General features: G+C 40.1%; 17 protein-coding genes. 1 reads left to right on the forward strand and 16 read right to left on the reverse strand.

Annotated features, from left to right (window positions below):
- Positions 1–5: 5 nt before the first annotated feature.
- The 13 genes from VEI_RS06385 to VEI_RS06445 all read right to left on the reverse strand — a co-directional run bounded on the left by VEI_RS06385 (position 6) and on the right by VEI_RS06445 (position 12,970).
- On the reverse strand, positions 6–698 hold the full coding sequence (locus tag VEI_RS06385) for a TIGR03936 family radical SAM-associated protein (RefSeq protein WP_059363414.1): 693 nt from the start codon (positions 696–698) through the stop codon (positions 6–8).
- Positions 670–2,553 (reverse strand): TIGR03960 family B12-binding radical SAM protein, encoded by a 1,884-nt coding sequence (locus VEI_RS06390; protein WP_059363416.1) that lies wholly within the window; start codon positions 2,551–2,553, stop codon positions 670–672. Before VEI_RS06390 ends, VEI_RS06385 begins: the two co-directional genes overlap by 29 nt.
- A gap of 56 nt (positions 2,554–2,609) precedes the next feature.
- The gene (gene rodA, locus VEI_RS06395) at positions 2,610–3,713 is read right to left on the reverse strand and encodes a rod shape-determining protein RodA (protein ID WP_059363417.1); all 1,104 of its coding nucleotides are present in this window, start codon (positions 3,711–3,713) and stop codon (positions 2,610–2,612) included.
- Between the two features lie 7 nt (positions 3,714–3,720).
- Positions 3,721–4,647 (reverse strand): P-loop NTPase, encoded by a 927-nt coding sequence (locus VEI_RS06400; RefSeq protein WP_059363420.1) that lies wholly within the window; start codon positions 4,645–4,647, stop codon positions 3,721–3,723.
- Between the two features lie 10 nt (positions 4,648–4,657).
- Entirely contained in the window at positions 4,658–6,535 is a 1,878-nt protein-coding gene (mrdA, locus tag VEI_RS06405) for a penicillin-binding protein 2 (protein ID WP_059363425.1), read from the reverse strand.
- Positions 6,536–6,573: 38 nt separating this feature from the next.
- Positions 6,574–7,065, reverse strand: a complete 492-nt coding sequence (gene mreD, locus VEI_RS06410; protein ID WP_059363430.1) for a rod shape-determining protein MreD — start codon at positions 7,063–7,065, stop codon at positions 6,574–6,576.
- Positions 7,062–7,979 (reverse strand): rod shape-determining protein MreC, encoded by a 918-nt coding sequence (mreC, locus tag VEI_RS06415; protein ID WP_059363435.1) that lies wholly within the window; start codon positions 7,977–7,979, stop codon positions 7,062–7,064. Before mreC ends, mreD begins: the two co-directional genes overlap by 4 nt.
- Positions 7,976–9,013 (reverse strand): rod shape-determining protein, encoded by a 1,038-nt coding sequence (gene mreB, locus VEI_RS06420; RefSeq protein ID WP_059363436.1) that lies wholly within the window; start codon positions 9,011–9,013, stop codon positions 7,976–7,978. Before mreB ends, mreC begins: the two co-directional genes overlap by 4 nt.
- Before the next feature lie 44 nt (positions 9,014–9,057).
- On the reverse strand, positions 9,058–9,756 hold the full coding sequence (gene radC, locus VEI_RS06425) for a RadC family protein (protein WP_059363438.1): 699 nt from the start codon (positions 9,754–9,756) through the stop codon (positions 9,058–9,060).
- A 103-nt stretch (positions 9,757–9,859) separates the two neighbouring features.
- On the reverse strand, positions 9,860–10,429 hold the full coding sequence (locus VEI_RS06430) for a Maf family protein (protein ID WP_059363439.1): 570 nt from the start codon (positions 10,427–10,429) through the stop codon (positions 9,860–9,862).
- An 8-nt stretch (positions 10,430–10,437) separates the two neighbouring features.
- A complete protein-coding gene (locus tag VEI_RS06435) occupies positions 10,438–11,043 on the reverse strand; it encodes a hypothetical protein (RefSeq protein ID WP_059363441.1) in 606 nt (201 codons plus the stop codon).
- Between the two features lie 157 nt (positions 11,044–11,200).
- Entirely contained in the window at positions 11,201–12,403 is a 1,203-nt protein-coding gene (locus tag VEI_RS06440; protein WP_059363444.1) for an acetate/propionate family kinase, read from the reverse strand.
- A gap of 3 nt (positions 12,404–12,406) precedes the next feature.
- Positions 12,407–12,970 carry a hypothetical protein gene (locus VEI_RS06445; RefSeq protein WP_059363445.1) on the reverse strand — a complete coding sequence of 188 codons (564 nt, stop codon included), beginning with the start codon at positions 12,968–12,970 and terminating at the stop codon, positions 12,407–12,409.
- Positions 12,971–13,178: 208 nt separating this feature from the next.
- Here VEI_RS06445 and VEI_RS06450 point away from each other — a divergent pair, with 208 nt between their 5' ends.
- A complete protein-coding gene (locus tag VEI_RS06450) occupies positions 13,179–14,384 on the forward strand; it encodes a tRNA(Met) cytidine acetate ligase (protein ID WP_059363447.1) in 1,206 nt (401 codons plus the stop codon).
- Positions 14,385–14,439: 55 nt separating this feature from the next.
- Here the strand turns inward: VEI_RS06450 and pyrR are convergent, their stop codons facing one another.
- The 3 genes from pyrR to lspA are packed head-to-tail and all read right to left on the reverse strand — an operon-like array spanning position 14,440 to position 16,331.
- Positions 14,440–14,961 (reverse strand): bifunctional pyr operon transcriptional regulator/uracil phosphoribosyltransferase PyrR, encoded by a 522-nt coding sequence (gene pyrR, locus VEI_RS06455; protein ID WP_059363450.1) that lies wholly within the window; start codon positions 14,959–14,961, stop codon positions 14,440–14,442.
- An 11-nt stretch (positions 14,962–14,972) separates the two neighbouring features.
- Positions 14,973–15,890: an RluA family pseudouridine synthase gene (locus VEI_RS06460; protein ID WP_059363452.1), complete on the reverse strand. Its 918-nt coding sequence runs from the start codon at positions 15,888–15,890 to the stop codon at positions 14,973–14,975.
- The gene (gene lspA, locus VEI_RS06465; protein WP_059363454.1) at positions 15,891–16,331 is read right to left on the reverse strand and encodes a signal peptidase II; all 441 of its coding nucleotides are present in this window, start codon (positions 16,329–16,331) and stop codon (positions 15,891–15,893) included.
- Between the last annotated feature and the right edge of the window lie 180 nt (positions 16,332–16,511).

Consider the following 16,511-nt stretch of genomic DNA (forward strand, 5'->3'; position numbering starts at 1 on the left):
CCCCATCAATTCACCTCTAATGGTGTAAAACGTCCAGACTCATTTTCAACCATAATAGCTTTTCGATTTATTTCATAGCAACTCGTAATAGGCCAGTTGAATTGTTGATGACCTAAATTCCACACTTCACTAGGCTTAATCGTCCCTTGCGGGTAGATACCAATGCCCATTGTCAAAGTAACCATGCCATCTTTTACAGTTGCTACTATCGGCTCTTTTACGAATTCTTTTACATCAATGAAACGAGTTTTCTTAGGTGTCACCTTTTCATAAGAAATTTCAGTAGCATCATTGAAAGACTTAAGCAATACATCCCAATCTACATCAACATCAGTTACAGGACCCGTAACCTCGTAAATTGCATAATTACAGATAGCCATCATCTTCTTAACCTTTTCAGGCATAACCTTGCCACCGAGCACCTCAAGACCATGAGGAGCAACTCGATTCAATCGTTCCATAATGGACTCTAATGTATCTTCTTCTAGTACATCCATATCTATGTATTCTGCTTCTGCAGTAACACCTAATGCTAAGGCAGAGGAGAAGCTAATTTTCATGTGCGGATTAAAACCTTCAGAATAGGCCATTTTAATCTCTGCACGACGAATCATGCGCTCTACGGCTTGAGCAAAATCGAGATGTGACAAGAATCTCAATTCTTCGCCTTTATGTAAGGCCAAACGTAACTTTTTCAACTCTGCCACCCTCCTTATAATCTACAATAGCCGTATTTAATTCTGGGCACACATTACAGCCCTTACATGGAGCACGACGGCAATCAGGTGTTAAGTTTGCTGCAACAGCCTGTTCCCATTCGCGTTTTAAAAAGGCTTTACTAACAGTACAATCTAAATGATCCCAAGGCAACGGTTCATCAAAATCACGGGTACGACGTGCGTAGTACACTGGGTCAATACCGCAGTTTTCAAAGGCTTTCAACCATGTTTCATAGCTGAAGAATTCAGTCCAGCCATCAAATTTACAGCCTAATTTCCAAGCCTCTACCAATACGCTTGATAGTCTACGATCACCACGAGCAAATACAGCCTCCATATAACCGGTATAGCCATCATGATAATGATAGGAAATATTGCGATTATTAATAAGAGATTTTAAGTATTTTTGCTTGCGATGAATTTCTTCTACATCTTGTTGACCATACCATTGATATGGAGAATGTGTCTTTGGTACAAAGAAAGATACGCTAACAGTGACACTACCATTGCGCTTACCTGTAATATCACGGTGTAAATCGAGTACCTTATACGCTAGGTCTGCAATGCCTGCCAAGTCTTCATCCGTTTCAGTCGGTAAGCCCATCATGAAGTATAGTTTTACCGTATTCCAACCAGACTTAAAGGCATTTGTACAAGCCGCTAGCAAATCTTCTTCGCTAACGCCTTTATTGATAACATCGCGCATACGTTGAGAGCCTGCTTCTGGAGCAAAGGTAAGGCCACTCTTACGCACTTGTTGTACCTTTTTTGCAATATCAATGGAGAAGCTATCGATACGCAAAGAAGGTAAGCTAACACTTACTTGCTTGTCTTTAAACTCTTCCATGAGCATATCAACGAGTTCTGGCAGTTTAGAGTAATCTGCAGAGCTCAAGCTCATCAAAGAAATTTCGTTGTACCCAGTATTGGCAATCGTTTCCTTAGCGATTTCTAACAAGCGTTCTGGTGTGCGTTCACGTACAGGACGATACAACATACCCGCCTGACAGAAGCGACAGCCACGCGTACAACCTCGGAATAATTCGAGAACCGCGCGATCATGGACTACATCAAGGAATGGAACAATTGGCTTTGTAGGGAAAAATATATGCTCTACATCCTCTACGATACGTTTTTGAATAGCTGCAGGTACCCCTTCAAAGTGAGGTGTAATCGATTTAAAGTCCCCTTGTTCCGTGTATTCTACATCATATAAGGCTGGGCAGTATGTACCAGGAATTTGAGCTACTTTACGTAGAAATGCCTCTTTACCTCCAGGGAACCCCTTTGCTTTTTCAGCTTTAAGAAGGTCGATAAATTCATCGCCCCACTCTTCGGATTCACCGAGGGAAACGATATCAAAAAAATCTGCAATAGGCTCTACATTGAACGCACATGGGCCACCACATACGAGCAATGGGAAATCCATATCACGATCTTTGGCATACATTGGGATGCCAGCCAAATCAAGCATGTTAAGAATATTGGTAAAGCTCATCTCATATTGCAGCGTAAAACCAAGTACGTCAAAATCCTTAATAGGCGTACGCGTTTCTAAAGAAAACAAAGGAATATTGCGCTTGCGCATTTCCTCTTCCATATCGTGCCAAGGTGCAAATACACGTTCCGCCACAGCATCTTCACGGCGATTGACTAAGCCATATAAAATTTTGATGCCCAAATGGCTCATAGCCACTTCGTATACATCTGGAAATCCTAGCGCCATTGTTACATCAACAGTACTGTGATCTTTTATAATACTGTTGTATTCACCACCCGTATAACGAGCAGGTTTTTGGACATGTTGTAACCATGACGTATCTAATTGAATCATACATCCTCCGTCTTTTGTGAAAGACTTCTTTCAAACCGATTCCTATGAAGGGAATCCTAAAAAATATATTTTGTTCTCTGCATTGATATATTTAACAAAATACCTATACTAATCATATTCGTTGTCAATGCACTAACACCATAGCTAATGAAAGGCAAGGGTATCCCCGTAACAGGCATAATCCCCATTGTCATGCCTGCATTGACCAATACCTCGAAGCATAACATGGATCCAATCCCCGTAGCAAGTAACATACCAAAGCGGTCATTACAAGTATAAGCAACCTTTATGCTGCGATAAATGAGCATAAACAAAAGAATTAATACAATAATACAACCTATAAACCCTAGTTCTTCACCAATAACAGAAAAAATAAAATCCGTGTGGTTTTCAGGCAAGAAGTTTAACTGACTTTGCGTACCGTTGAACAAGCCTTTGCCGAATATGGTACCAGAACCTATGGCAATCTTAGATTGAATGATATGATACCCGGAACCAAAAGGATCAATATCAGGGTTCATAAACACAAGAATACGTTTTTTTTGATAATCTTTCAATATAAACCAAGCCAGTGGCATCAAGAAAACACCAACTGTAGCAATGATACGTATCAATCGCAATCGTATACCGGAGATAAATAGCATTCCGATAAAAATCGCCATATATACGAGGGAGGTTCCCAAATCTGGTTGCATAAATACAAGCAATATAGGAAAACCTACATAAAGTACAGGAACGATAAGCGATTTAAATGTATCTAGTTTGTTAAAACGAGACTCTAACATTTTAGCCATACAGATAATCATGAGTAGTTTTGAAAATTCGGATGGCTGAATTGTAATAGGGCCCAGCTGAATCCATCGTTGGGCACCTAGCGCAGAGGTACCAACGAAAATTACAGCTAATAGCATGAGAATCGTCAAAATGTATATACCATTAGCCCAATCCTTCAATTTATGATAGTCCAGGAACTGAATGGCGATGACTAATGCCACATTAATAACAAAGAAAATCAATTGTTTTGCTACTAATGTAGAAAAATGAAGTCCTGTTTGATTAATGTGGGTAGCACTACCTATGGCAACTACCCCTATTGCGACAAGCAATAGTGTGCACGTAATGATTGTCCAATCACAATCACGCCAAATTCTTTGTAACATGGCACACCTACTTCAAACGGGTCCGGCGCCACATACTTTCTTTACCAGAAATGAGTCGATTTCTAGTAGACCAAGAATTGGTATATGTCACTGCACGCGTTCCATCGGTTGAATCATTTATACTATCTGTCTCCACTGGTTGCGCTAGCGTAGCCATAACAACTGAGTCCATGGCTTTCACAGCAGTTACATCATTAAAACGATGTATAATATCCTGTTCCTCCCACGCATCACCTGATGTAATGTAGTCCACCATAGGTGCTAACATATCTTGATATGGCTTAGGCATAGCCTCTATGAGTAATCCCTCTTGTGTGCCATCAAGGATACGAGCATCATAAGGTAACATGGACCCTACATATTCAGCACCCAAAGCATCTAACATATCATACATATTAGGCATATCCCGATCTGTATGAATAGCATTGAATACAACTGCGTAATCACGATGCCCATATTCACGGCAGAATTGAATTGTTCGTGCTGCATTTCGTATGGAAACCCATATTGGCTGTGTAATAATCAAAAAACGTTGTGCCAAATCCATAATAGACTCAAGGCCACGACCAATACCTGCAGGGCAATCAACGAGCACATAGTCATAAGATTTCGCTAAGTGGTTAACAAGTTTTCTGTATTTTTTGCGCCCCATATCTTCCCAGCGAATACTTTGACTAGCTGGCAGAAAATATAAATTGCTTTTAATTTTCATGACCACATCATCAGCCATGGATTTATCTTCTAATGCATTATACGCATCAAAACATACTTCGTCTTCTTTACCTAAGATAATATCTAGGTCACGTAAACCAAAATCGCCATCACAAAGAAGAACTCGATATCCTTGTTCGCTAAGCGCAGCCCCTAAACAGGCTGTTATTGTCGTTTTGCCTACGCCACCTTTACCTGAGATAAGACCGATTATATCACCCATAATATCCTTCCTATTCCTTCACACTTGGCTTAATATTCTGCTGATTATTTTTGGTATTAGACTTCTTCGTATCAGTTGTCTTTTTAGTTGCATCAGGAACCTTAAAGTATGCACTTAATATATCACGTACAATAGGTCCCGCTGAGCCAGCACCAAAACCACCTTGTTCAACTAATGCAACAACTACGATTTGAGGCTTATCATATGGAGCATAGGCAACAAACCAACCATGGTCGCGACCATGCGCATTTTCAGCAGTACCAGTCTTACCAGCTACAGCAATTGGGAACCCTTTAAATAGAGCACCTGCTGTACCCCCTTCATTCGTAACATCTCGCAAGCCTTCACGAATAAGATCCATAATATTTTTTGGGACTGGCAATACACCTAAATTTTTAGGCCCAAATATTTCGGCTGGTGTTCCATCTGGATTGTCAACACGACTCACCACATATGGCTGATAACGAATACCACCATTAGCCACTTGGCTAAGAAGTACAGCCATTTGTAATGGTGTTGCCAAATGAAATGATTGACCAATTGCAGCATCAAAGGTTTCCCCTAAATACCAATCCTGATCAAATACCTTACGTTTATACTCAGGGCTTGCTACATTACCAGCCGCTTCACCTACAAGATTGATACCCGTTTTTTCACCTAAACCAAAATAGCGCGCATAGAGATCAATATTTTCAATACCTAGGCGATTACCCATTTCGTAAAAGTATACATTATCTGATTTAGCCAAGGCTTGATTGAAGTTTAACCACCCCAAAGCTTCACCTTCTGCATTTCGCTTATCTATGAGCCAATGTTTTCCACTATCGAAAATCATTTCATCAGGTGTCACCTTTTTCAAATCTAATGCAGCCGTACCTGTTACTATTTTGAACGGTGATCCTGGCGGGTATTCACCAGCGATAACCTTGTTTTCAAAAGGATGATTCTTATCATTATTTAATTGATTCCATTGAGTATTCGTTATGCCTTTAGCAAACCAATTAGGATTAAACTCTGGAGCACTCACCATAGCGAGTACTGCCCCCGTATTAGGATCAAGAGCTACCACAGCAGCACCTGTGGCCCCGGAGCTACGCAATATATCTAATTGCTTTTTAACCGCTTCCTCAGCCGCCTTTTGAACATTCACATCGATGGTAAGATGAATATTAGAGCCTGGCACTGTGTGTTTGCGATCTACCTCTGCTACAGGTCTCCCCGAAGCATCCACCTCAAGTTGCTTGCCCCCATCAATACCTCGCAAAACAGAATCATATAGCTTTTCTAAGCCTGCACGGCCTAAAATAGAACCTGCACCAACTGTTGTATTAGGATTTTGCGCTTTGATTTCCGCTAATTCCTCCTCGCTAACCTCGCCTACATACCCAAATAGTTGAGCTGCCATAGTTTCATATGGATAATATCGTAAAGGCTCCACATCGATTGATACACCTGGTAATTCATGACGATGTTCCTCTATGCTAGTCACTACATCCATAGAAATATCATTAGCAATACGGATAGGTTCATAACCATGCTTATGGTCATTTACCTTTTTCTGAATATCTTCTGGTTTCTTGTTGAGCAATTTAGCCAACTTAGCCAATTCATCTTCATCCAAGGGCTTGCCATTAGGCATGATAGAAATTGTATAAGCCGGCCTAGAGCCTACTAAAATCTGTCCATTTCTATCATACATAACACCGCGAGCAGCAGTCATAGGAACCATACGCAAGCGATTACCTTCTGCCTTCGCTTGATAATAGCCACCTTCTAATACTTGCATGGCAAATAAACGGAGACCTAGAATGACAAAAATCCCCATTACAATATAGAAAAGCACATCAAAACGGCTCGTTTTTTTTCTTTTATATAAACTTTCAAGCACCTATGATTCCCCTTATATGCTTTACTAAATCAGTAATACTACCAAATATAATCCTCTTTCTCTTCGGTAAGGCCCATCAAAATATGACCTATACCACCTAAAACGGCATTCCAGAATACCGTGGGCATAACCATATGTCCGATGTAAGAAAAGAAGATAATATCGCCGCCACTAGAGCTTATCATCACATATCGCACAATACCATCAATGAGAGTGCATATCCCTACAATGGCACAAGACCAATACCATCGTTCTTCATAGACATGACTTTTAACGAACGACAATAGATATACAACTATAATATAGGGAAATAGATGTAAACCAAAAAAATTGGATATCAATATATCATGAATCGAACCACCTATGACGGCAGCAATAAGCCCCGTCTTCCGGCCTTTAAAAATGGTAACCAAAATAACGGCTGTTAAAATACAATTAGGTAACCAACTGGTATGGAATATAGCGGGCAGTAGTTGAGCCTGTATGAAATACAGCCCACAACATAACATGACTAATGCAATATATCTCATTGGATTACAGCTCCTTTAGCCCCCTGAACTTGATCGCGCTGTGTTTGCGGAACCAGTTTAGGTTCCAATTGTGCCTTGTCTGGTGTTTGTACCGTAGAAGAGGTGATAATGAAAACCTCTTCTAAACGATGAAAATCGACAGTCGGTTGAATGGTTGCATTCTTAACGAAACCTTCTGTATCATTTTCGATAGACAAAACATTGCCCACCAATAATCCCTTTGGATAAATGCCACCATAACCAGAGGTAATCAATTTATCACCGACTAGAACATCGCCTTCACGTGCAATATTTACCATCATCGGTTTATTCGGATGATTTCCATCCCCCTTAACGACACCGGCCAAGCGTGACTCTGGACGTTGCACAATAACGCCAATAGCACTACGTGGGTCTAAAAAGGTTTGAACACGCGCAGAATTAGGATATACATCGGTAACAAAACCAACTACCCCACTTGGCACTACAACGGCCATATTCGGTTTTATCCCATCATTTTCTCCGCGGTCGATGGTGAAGGTATTTGTCCATGTACCAAAATCTTTAGTGATAATGCCTGCCAAAGTCATAGTAAATTCAGGATGAGCCGATTTATAGTTGAGCATTTGACGAAGTCGAATATTTTCTGCCACCACTTCATCATGATTAGATACCTTTTGCTCTAGGTCTGCAATCATATTATCCTTACTGTCACTATCAATGAGCCCTAGGATAGCGTTATCAATGATGCGTATACCCGTTTGAATGGTAGAAAGCACACGAGCTGATCCATAGGCAAAAGGGGTAGCAATTTTTTCAAGCGGTACCGTCACGAATGGAATGCTGGTCCGTTGTTTCCATGCAAACCCAAGAAGAGCCATGATGATACAGCCGAGGACAACAAAGATTAATAATTTCCGATCTGACTGTATCATACACGTCCCCTTCTATCCTTTGAATTAATAATAAATCTAGATAATTCAACAATTTGCCCTGAACCGCGGTGAAGTCCTTGTACTACTTTTAATTCTGGCTCAAGAGCAACTTGTACAGGTACGCCTATTTCAGTGCTAACACGTTCAGCTAAGCCCTGTAAACGAGCCATACCACCGGTCAACACAATTCCATGCTGCATAATATCAGCCACTAACTCTGGCGCTGTTACACGAATCATTTGTCGTATAGCATCTAAAAAGTTTTCAAGCCCATTATTAATCACTTGATATATTTCCGATTGATGCACCACGGAACGTCTCACAATACCACTAGTCATATCTCGACCGGAAAAAGAATATTCACAGTCCTCTACAGGTATAACAGCTGTACCTATGGCATGTTTAATATCCGTTACGGTTTCTTCTGACACCATCAAACCAAAGCACTGGTTAATATACTGCATGATAGCACGGTCTAAATCATTACCACCAAAACGTATAGTTCGGCTAACAACCGTACCACCTAAGGAAATAATGCCCATATCCGCAGTACCTTCACCAATATCTATAAGCATAGAGCCACGAGCCTCAAAAATAGGCAAACCGCATCCAATAGCAGCCGCAACCGGTCTTTCAATAAGAAATACCTCCCGTGCACCAGCTTGGATAACGGCATCCATCATGGCCCTCTGCTCTACATCGGTCATACCACAAGGTACACCTACAAGAACGCGAGATCTACGCAGTGTATTGGACACCTTGTGAAGAAAATATTTTAACATCGTGTGCATAATACGATAGTCGACAATAAAGCCATCTTGTAACGGTGTTACAGAGCGCCACATATCAGGCATACGGCGCACAATGCGGTCTGCCTCATCGCCTACAGCGACAATTTTTTCTAGTTTTGTATCAGTAGCCACGATAGATGGCTCACTCATCATGGTCTCTCGTGTACCCCCCATGACACGTGTCATAGACGTGCCAATATCGATACTCACGTCTTTTCCAAGAGACGGTAAAATGGAATTCATAATGCTAATCTCCTTCATTACATCATCATTCCATTTTACCATAACTAGCTTAATTTACCAATTTCACTCAAGCTCGTAAACTCGCCATCGCCAATGACGATATGGTCCAAAACTGGAATGCCCATAAATTGTCCTGCACTCACAAATAACTTGGTAACCCGTATATCATCATCACTAGGTCTGCTGTCGCCAGATGGGTGATTATGTATTAATATAATAGCCGCCGCATTGCAAGCTATGGCCTTTCTAAATACGGCCCGTTGCTCCACAAGACTCGATGTGAGGCCTCCATTAGATATGGTTTCTATGTGAATTAATTTATTGCGAGACGTCAGCATAGCTGCCAACACATGTTCTTCCGTTTCATGGCGGAGCCGTTCCATCACATATTGAGCTATTACATAAGGCTGCGAAAAATCTTCGTACGTAGAGGTAATCTTTAATTCCCCTAAACGCCTACCTAGTTCTACAGCAGCACAAATGGTAACCGCTTTATCCATACCAACACCTTTGATTTTAACTAAATCATCTAAAGTCATATGATTTAATCCGCGGATGCCGTCTGTGAAAGAGTCAATAATCGTATGTGCTAAATCGATAGATGATTGACCTTTCAAGCCTGTTCTCAATAATATAGCCAACAATTCTTCCATCGCCATTTGTTTAGGCCCTAAGGCAACAAACTTTTCCCGTGGCCGTTGAAATGGCAACATATCTTTTACGCTGATAGTTCTGACTTGCATAGAATTTCTCCATTCTTACAGTACGCAAACAAAATCAGCCTCAATATTTCTATTATCTTTATGTTACGAACCTATTTTTCGTACAGATTTTTTCCTATTACATTTAAGACTTTACGCCCAACGCTTTACATATTTCTTCGTATACATGTTCTACGGGCAGTCCTACCACATTCGTATAAGAGCCTTCGATTGTATCCACCCACAAAGCCCCCTTCCCTTGGATGCCGTAGGCCCCAGCCTTATCCATCGGCTCTAGGGAATCAATATAAGACTCTATTTCAAAATCTGCTAATGTTTTAAAATATACCTTTGTTTCATTATGAAATACAATCTCACGGCCTTTGATAAGAAGAGCTACACCGGTAATAACGGAATGAACTTGTCCGGATAAGGTACGAAGCATAGCGCGTGCCTCATCCTTACTGTGAGGTTTACCAAGCACCTGACCATTACATACTACAATCGTATCTGCCCCTAAAATGATACCACCTTCTGGTACCCCCTCTGCACAACGAGCCTTTCCCAAGGCTTGGGCCTTGACCATCTCGATAGGATCCGTGATAACCACATTATCCTCTTCATAGGAACTAGAAACAACGGTATGCTCAATGCCTACTTGGGTCAATAGTTCTGTACGTCTTGGAGATTGGCTCGCCAAATATAATCCACTCATAATACGTCCTACTCTTCTACACTATTAATTAGGCTTTCGTAATATTCCTTAACATCGATGCCTTGTTTCGCCGCATCAGCTCGCACGGTAGCATAGAAAATAACATCTGCTTCTGGTACGCGCACGCGATTAGGCACAAACTGTTCAAGTGTTTCATAGAATGCATCGTCTGCTTTCAACATAACACGACCATATTGAACCTTTTTTCCTTTAGTAATGGAATATACCATGAACCAAATCGGTCTATCATCAGAGGTAGAACATTTTCTATACTTATAGCGATAGCGCAAATTCGTTAAAAAATCGCGATTATACGCATAAATACCATCAATATCCTCATACTTTACAGAAAATGTACGCTTTCTAAAAAAGGAATTCTCTTCGATGATAAATTCTGTATCTGTTAATGTATACGTGTAGCGACTAACGGCCTGTTTAACGATAACAACAAGTGCGGCTAGCTCGATAAAATATTCAGCTAATAAGAGATGACCTACATTAAGGCTTCTAAAGGTCGTAAATATCATGGCACCGATTAGCAAAACAACAAAGAGTAATACTAATAACTCCGCACTACGGGTGCGCTGAGACTGTTCACTATATAAAATATTCATACGTAACCCCTTTCAAAAATGACTCTGCATACTATTTATTATATAGGATTCATCTCTGAAAAACTACAAAAACCCCGCTTATATCTAAGATATAAACGAGGCTTTGTATAAATAGTCTAATTAACTATTAAAATGGGCATAACCCATGTGCTTTTTATTATTTCAAAGCGCTTGTGATGCGTTGAGTATCACGAGCAATCATAATTTCTTCGTTTGTAGGAATTACGAAGATTTTAACTTTGGAACCTTCAGCACTGATTTCTTGTTCTTTACCACGAACATTGTTACGTTCAGGGTCGATACGTGTGCCAAGGTATTCTAAACCATTGCAGATTGCATCGCGGTTACCGATACCGTTTTCGCCAATACCAGCTGTGAAGATGATAGCATCAACACCGCCCATAACAGCAGCGAAAGCACCGATTACACGACGAACTTTGTAATGGAACATGTTAAGAGCCAATTTAGCGCGTTTGTGTCCATTAGCAGCCGCTTCTTCGATTACGCGGAAGTCATTGGACACACCGGAAATACCCAATACGCCGGACTCTTTGTTCATTACTTTGTCGACTTCTTCATAGGACATGCCTGTTTTATCCATCAAGAATGGAACGATAGCAGGGTCGATATCACCAGTACGAGTACCCATGATCAAACCAGACAATGGAGTGAAGCCCATTGTAGTATCGATGGAACGACCACCTTTGATAGCGGATACGGAAGAACCATTACCCAAGTGACAAGTAATAATACGAAGATCAGACATGTGTTTACCCATTAATTCTGCGCAACGTTGTGCAACATATTTGTGGGATGTACCATGGAAACCGTAACGACGGATACCATAGTTTTCATAGTATTCATAAGGAAGCGCATACATGTAAGCTTCTTTAGGCATTGTTTGATGGAATGCAGTATCAAATACGCCAACTTGTGGTACGTTTGGCATAATAGATTGGCAAGCTTCGATACCTTGAATGTTTGGTGGGTTGTGCAATGGAGCAAGAGCCGCACATTCTTCCAATGCTTGCATAACAGCAGGTGTAATCAATACGGAATCAGCGAATTTTTCACCACCATGTACTACACGGTGACCAACTGCATCGATTTCATCCATAGATTCAATAACACCGAACTCTGGATCTACCAAGATGTCAAGCAAGATGCGCAATGCTTCTTTATGATTTAAAATTGGTTCAACGCGTTCTAATTTGTCTGCGTTAGGGCGTTTATGAGTGAAGATAGCGTCTTGATCACCAATCTTTTCAAATAAACCTTTCGCTAATTCATGTTCAGTTGTCATATCAAGTAATTGATATTTCAAGGAGGAACTGCCGCAGTTAACTACTAATACGTTCATTGATTAACCCTCTTTCTTTTGCGTAACGTAAATCTTATTCATAATTTGTTTGCTGATATCAGCACCTATTTGATCATCCGTTGGATATCTATAGGTTATATTCCACAATACACCTTTATCTACAAAGACATATTGAGAGAAACTAGTTTTAATTTTGTTAACATAAAAATCACCGGTTATAAGCTGTGCTTGAACACCATTTAAATCGATGTTTTCTACATTAACAGTAGCACCTAATTTAGCATACTCAGATTTCTTTTGATTTACAAAATCCGCTACTGTTGGTAATGCTTTATTAGGGGCTGCTTGACGAGCCTCCACAGAAATCAACATATGTTGACTTAGGCTTCCATATGCATCCATAGGATATCCATCAACGCTAGTGGTTTCCGATGTTTTTCCCATTTCATATGGCAATGCTACAGTCACTTCTGATTGTCCAGAACGAATGACTTGATTACCAAAGCTATATATATCCATCACATTATTGGAGCCACAGCCAGCTAGTGCCAGTAGTGACGTGCCTAATACGATGGCTTGTACTGTACGTTTCCACTGAACCTTCATCAAATCACCTCACGTCAAATCAGAATTCACAAATAATTATACCATTACACCGCCTACCATTCTAGTACTTTCACAATAAATTCTATAATTCCTTATAAGAATGTTGAAAGTTTCTAAGATCACAAAATTTTCCCTGCAAAGAACAAATTATATAAATTCACTCATTTGTTATATAATAATATAAATTACACCTATGAAAGGACTCAATATGAAAGCAATCGGTATTATCTGCGAATATAATCCGTTTCACAACGGTCATTCCCATCAATTACATACATTAAGCAATACCCATCCTGATGCAGTGCGCATCGCTATTATGAGTGGGTCCTTTGTGCAACGTGGCGAACCGGCCTACTTTAGTAAATTCGACCGTGCCCGTTGGGCTATATATGGTGGTGCTGATGTGGTTATCGAATTGCCTACGGTTTATTCCTTAGGCAGTGCAGAACTATTTTGTACCGGTGCTATTCGTCTTATGAAAGCCTTACATATCGACAGCATCTCCTTCGGCTCTGAACTGAATAACAACACGGTACTTCATGAAGCCGCTGAATTTTTAAACACCAAACAAGGGCAGGATGCCATACAGCAGCAAGTAAGAACAGGCGTATCTTATGGTACTGCTTTACGCCAAGTGATTGCAGAACATGTGCGAAATGGTGAACTTATCAACAACGCCCCTAATGCGTTACTAGGTCTTGAGTATATTCGAGCAGCACAACAATATTTTAATGGTTTATCTGTGGTTCCCATTACACGTCAGTCATCACATCACAGTACCCTCCTTCCCTACGGCCAAGAATTTCCATCAGGCACTGCCTTAAGAGAAGCGCTCATTCAATATAAAGCAATTGATTCATATGTTCCAGCCTCAATTATTGATGATGTAAATAGAGTCATAAAAAGCGGTGCCTATGTAGACTACGAACGCTATCAAGATATGCTACACGGCATCAATCGATTATTATCCACAGTAGAGCTAGAAAGGTATGGCGATTTTACAGAAGGCATTGAATATCGTTGGTACCAAGCGATGCGACAAACCAATTGGACCGATGCCCTTGAAGAAATTAAAACTAAACGTTATACCTATGCTAGATTGCGCCGCATGGCAGCCTATACAGCACTACATATTACTAAATCTATTTTACAAGAAGCACATATGCTAGGTCCACAATATGCACGTCTATTGGCGTTTAATCAAAGGGGACGCACCTGGTTAAAACATAAAACACCGAGCATCCCTGTGATACAAAAATGGGCAAAAGCTCATTCTATGGTATCCATTTGTGGAAAAGAAATGCTTTGCATCGATACGAAAGCTACGGATTTACAAGCCTATGTGTTTAAAGCACCAACAGCCCGTACAGGTCATGATGACTTTCACTATTCCCCACAATATATTGAAACATAAAAATAAAGACTCGACTTATAGTAATAGGCCGAGTCTTTTCATATGTAACTATCTATTATTGCTCGATGGTCACGCCATCACAGCCATCTAATTCCATCACTTGTACACGTACCTTTTCCAAGTGAGATGTAGGAATATTTTTACCTACATAATCAGCGCGAATCGGTAATTCACGATGACCGCGATCAACTAGTACGGCTAATTGAATCGATTTAGGACGCCCAGAGGTCATCAATGCGTTTAAAGCAGCTCTAATTGTGCGTCCCGTATACAATACATCATCTACGAGGATAATGGTCTTTTCTGTAGTATCAATAGAGCATGGAGCTCCTTCCTTTGGACGCGTATCTCGATCATCGCGATACATGGCCACATTTAAAGGTTCACATTCAATATGAAGCCCCTCAATAGTATGAATTTCTGTTTGTAATCGTTTAGCAAGCATCACGCCACGTCGTTCAATACCAACAATAACAGCATTAGAAAGGCCTTTATTACGTTCTAAGATTTCATGACCAATACGTCTAATGGCGCGTTTAATTGCGTCTTCATCCATTAAAATACGCTTTGTTTCCATAGTAGTATCCCTTATCTACGTTCTCTATATTCCTTAGCAAACTCGATACAATTTTGAAAGTCCTCAGGTACTGGCGCTTCAAAATGCATCTCTTTTCCTGTAATTGGATGTACAATATCCAAGGTATGAGAATGAAGCACTTGCCCTTCTATAGGGAAATCCATGCGACGATAACCATAGAATGGGTCATTAACAACAGGATGCCCAATATGCGCAAAATGAACACGAATTTGATGTGTACGCCCAGTTTCCAACACACATTCTACTAATGTTTGATATCCATAGCGTTCAAGCACTTTAAAATGGGTAATAGCGTCCTTGCTATTTTCAAACACTACAGCCATCTTCATGCGGTCTTTTGGATGTCGACCAATAGGTGCCTTAATAATCCCTTTTTCCTCTACAATATTACCTTGTACAAGAGCTAAGTACGTGCGTTTAGCACTATGGGCTTTCACCTGCTCTGCCAAACCAATATGAGCGGCATCATTTTTTGCAGCCATCATTACACCAGAAGTGTCCTTATCTAAGCGATGTACAATACCAGGGCGAATTTCACCATTGATACCGGATAAATCCTTACAATGATGTAATAAGGCATTCACAAGAGTACCAGAGTAATTCCCTACTGCTGGATGTACCACCATACCACGGGGCTTATTAATAATAATGATATCGTGATCCTCATATAGATAATCTACAGGAATATCCTCAGGCAATACCTCTACAGATTCAGGTTCAGGAATCTCAACAGAAACTACGCTATCTACATTAAGGCGTAGATTAGCTTTACCAACCTTGCCATTGACCTGAACATGACCAGATTTTATAAGACTTTGGATATAACTACGAGACCCTTCTATTACTTCAGTCAAAAATACATCAAGACGTTTTCCCTCTTGTTCCAAAGATACAATATATTCGTTCATCTATGACTCCTCATGTTCATTTCTTAACAAATGATATATGATGCATGAAACACCGACACATATACCAATATCTGCGACATTAAAAATAGGCCAAATTCTAAAATCAAAAAAATCAACCACACCATGTAATACATAACGGTCAATGCCATTGCCGATGGCACCAGAAATAAGTAATGCACTACCTATGCGCAAGGAAATAGGGCCTCTATTAACCTTCTGATGATAGATAGCATACACAATAATCAAAATAAAAGCGACTACCAAAAAGAACCATCGTTGATTTGCTAACATACCAAAGGCAGCCCCACGATTTATAATATACGTTAAATGAAATACATTTTGTATAACAGACACTGATTCACCTATTACAAAATGATTCATTACATAATATTTTGAGACTTGATCAAGTACAAGCCAAATAATTGCAATTAAATAAAACAAAATTTACTCCCTTATCAAATATATATCTTAATAGTCCTATTATACTAAGATACACAATTTTAGGCAAAATAAAAAGCCCCTCAATGATGATATGTACCCATTTTCCTGGACACATATTATTTACTAGCCTAAACACATGGATGCTTCCCTGTATTTTACAGGAGGCATCCATTTTGTTTT

The organism is Veillonella tobetsuensis (assembly GCF_001078375.1).
In the GTDB taxonomy this organism is placed as follows: Bacteria; Bacillota; Negativicutes; order Veillonellales; family Veillonellaceae; genus Veillonella; species Veillonella tobetsuensis.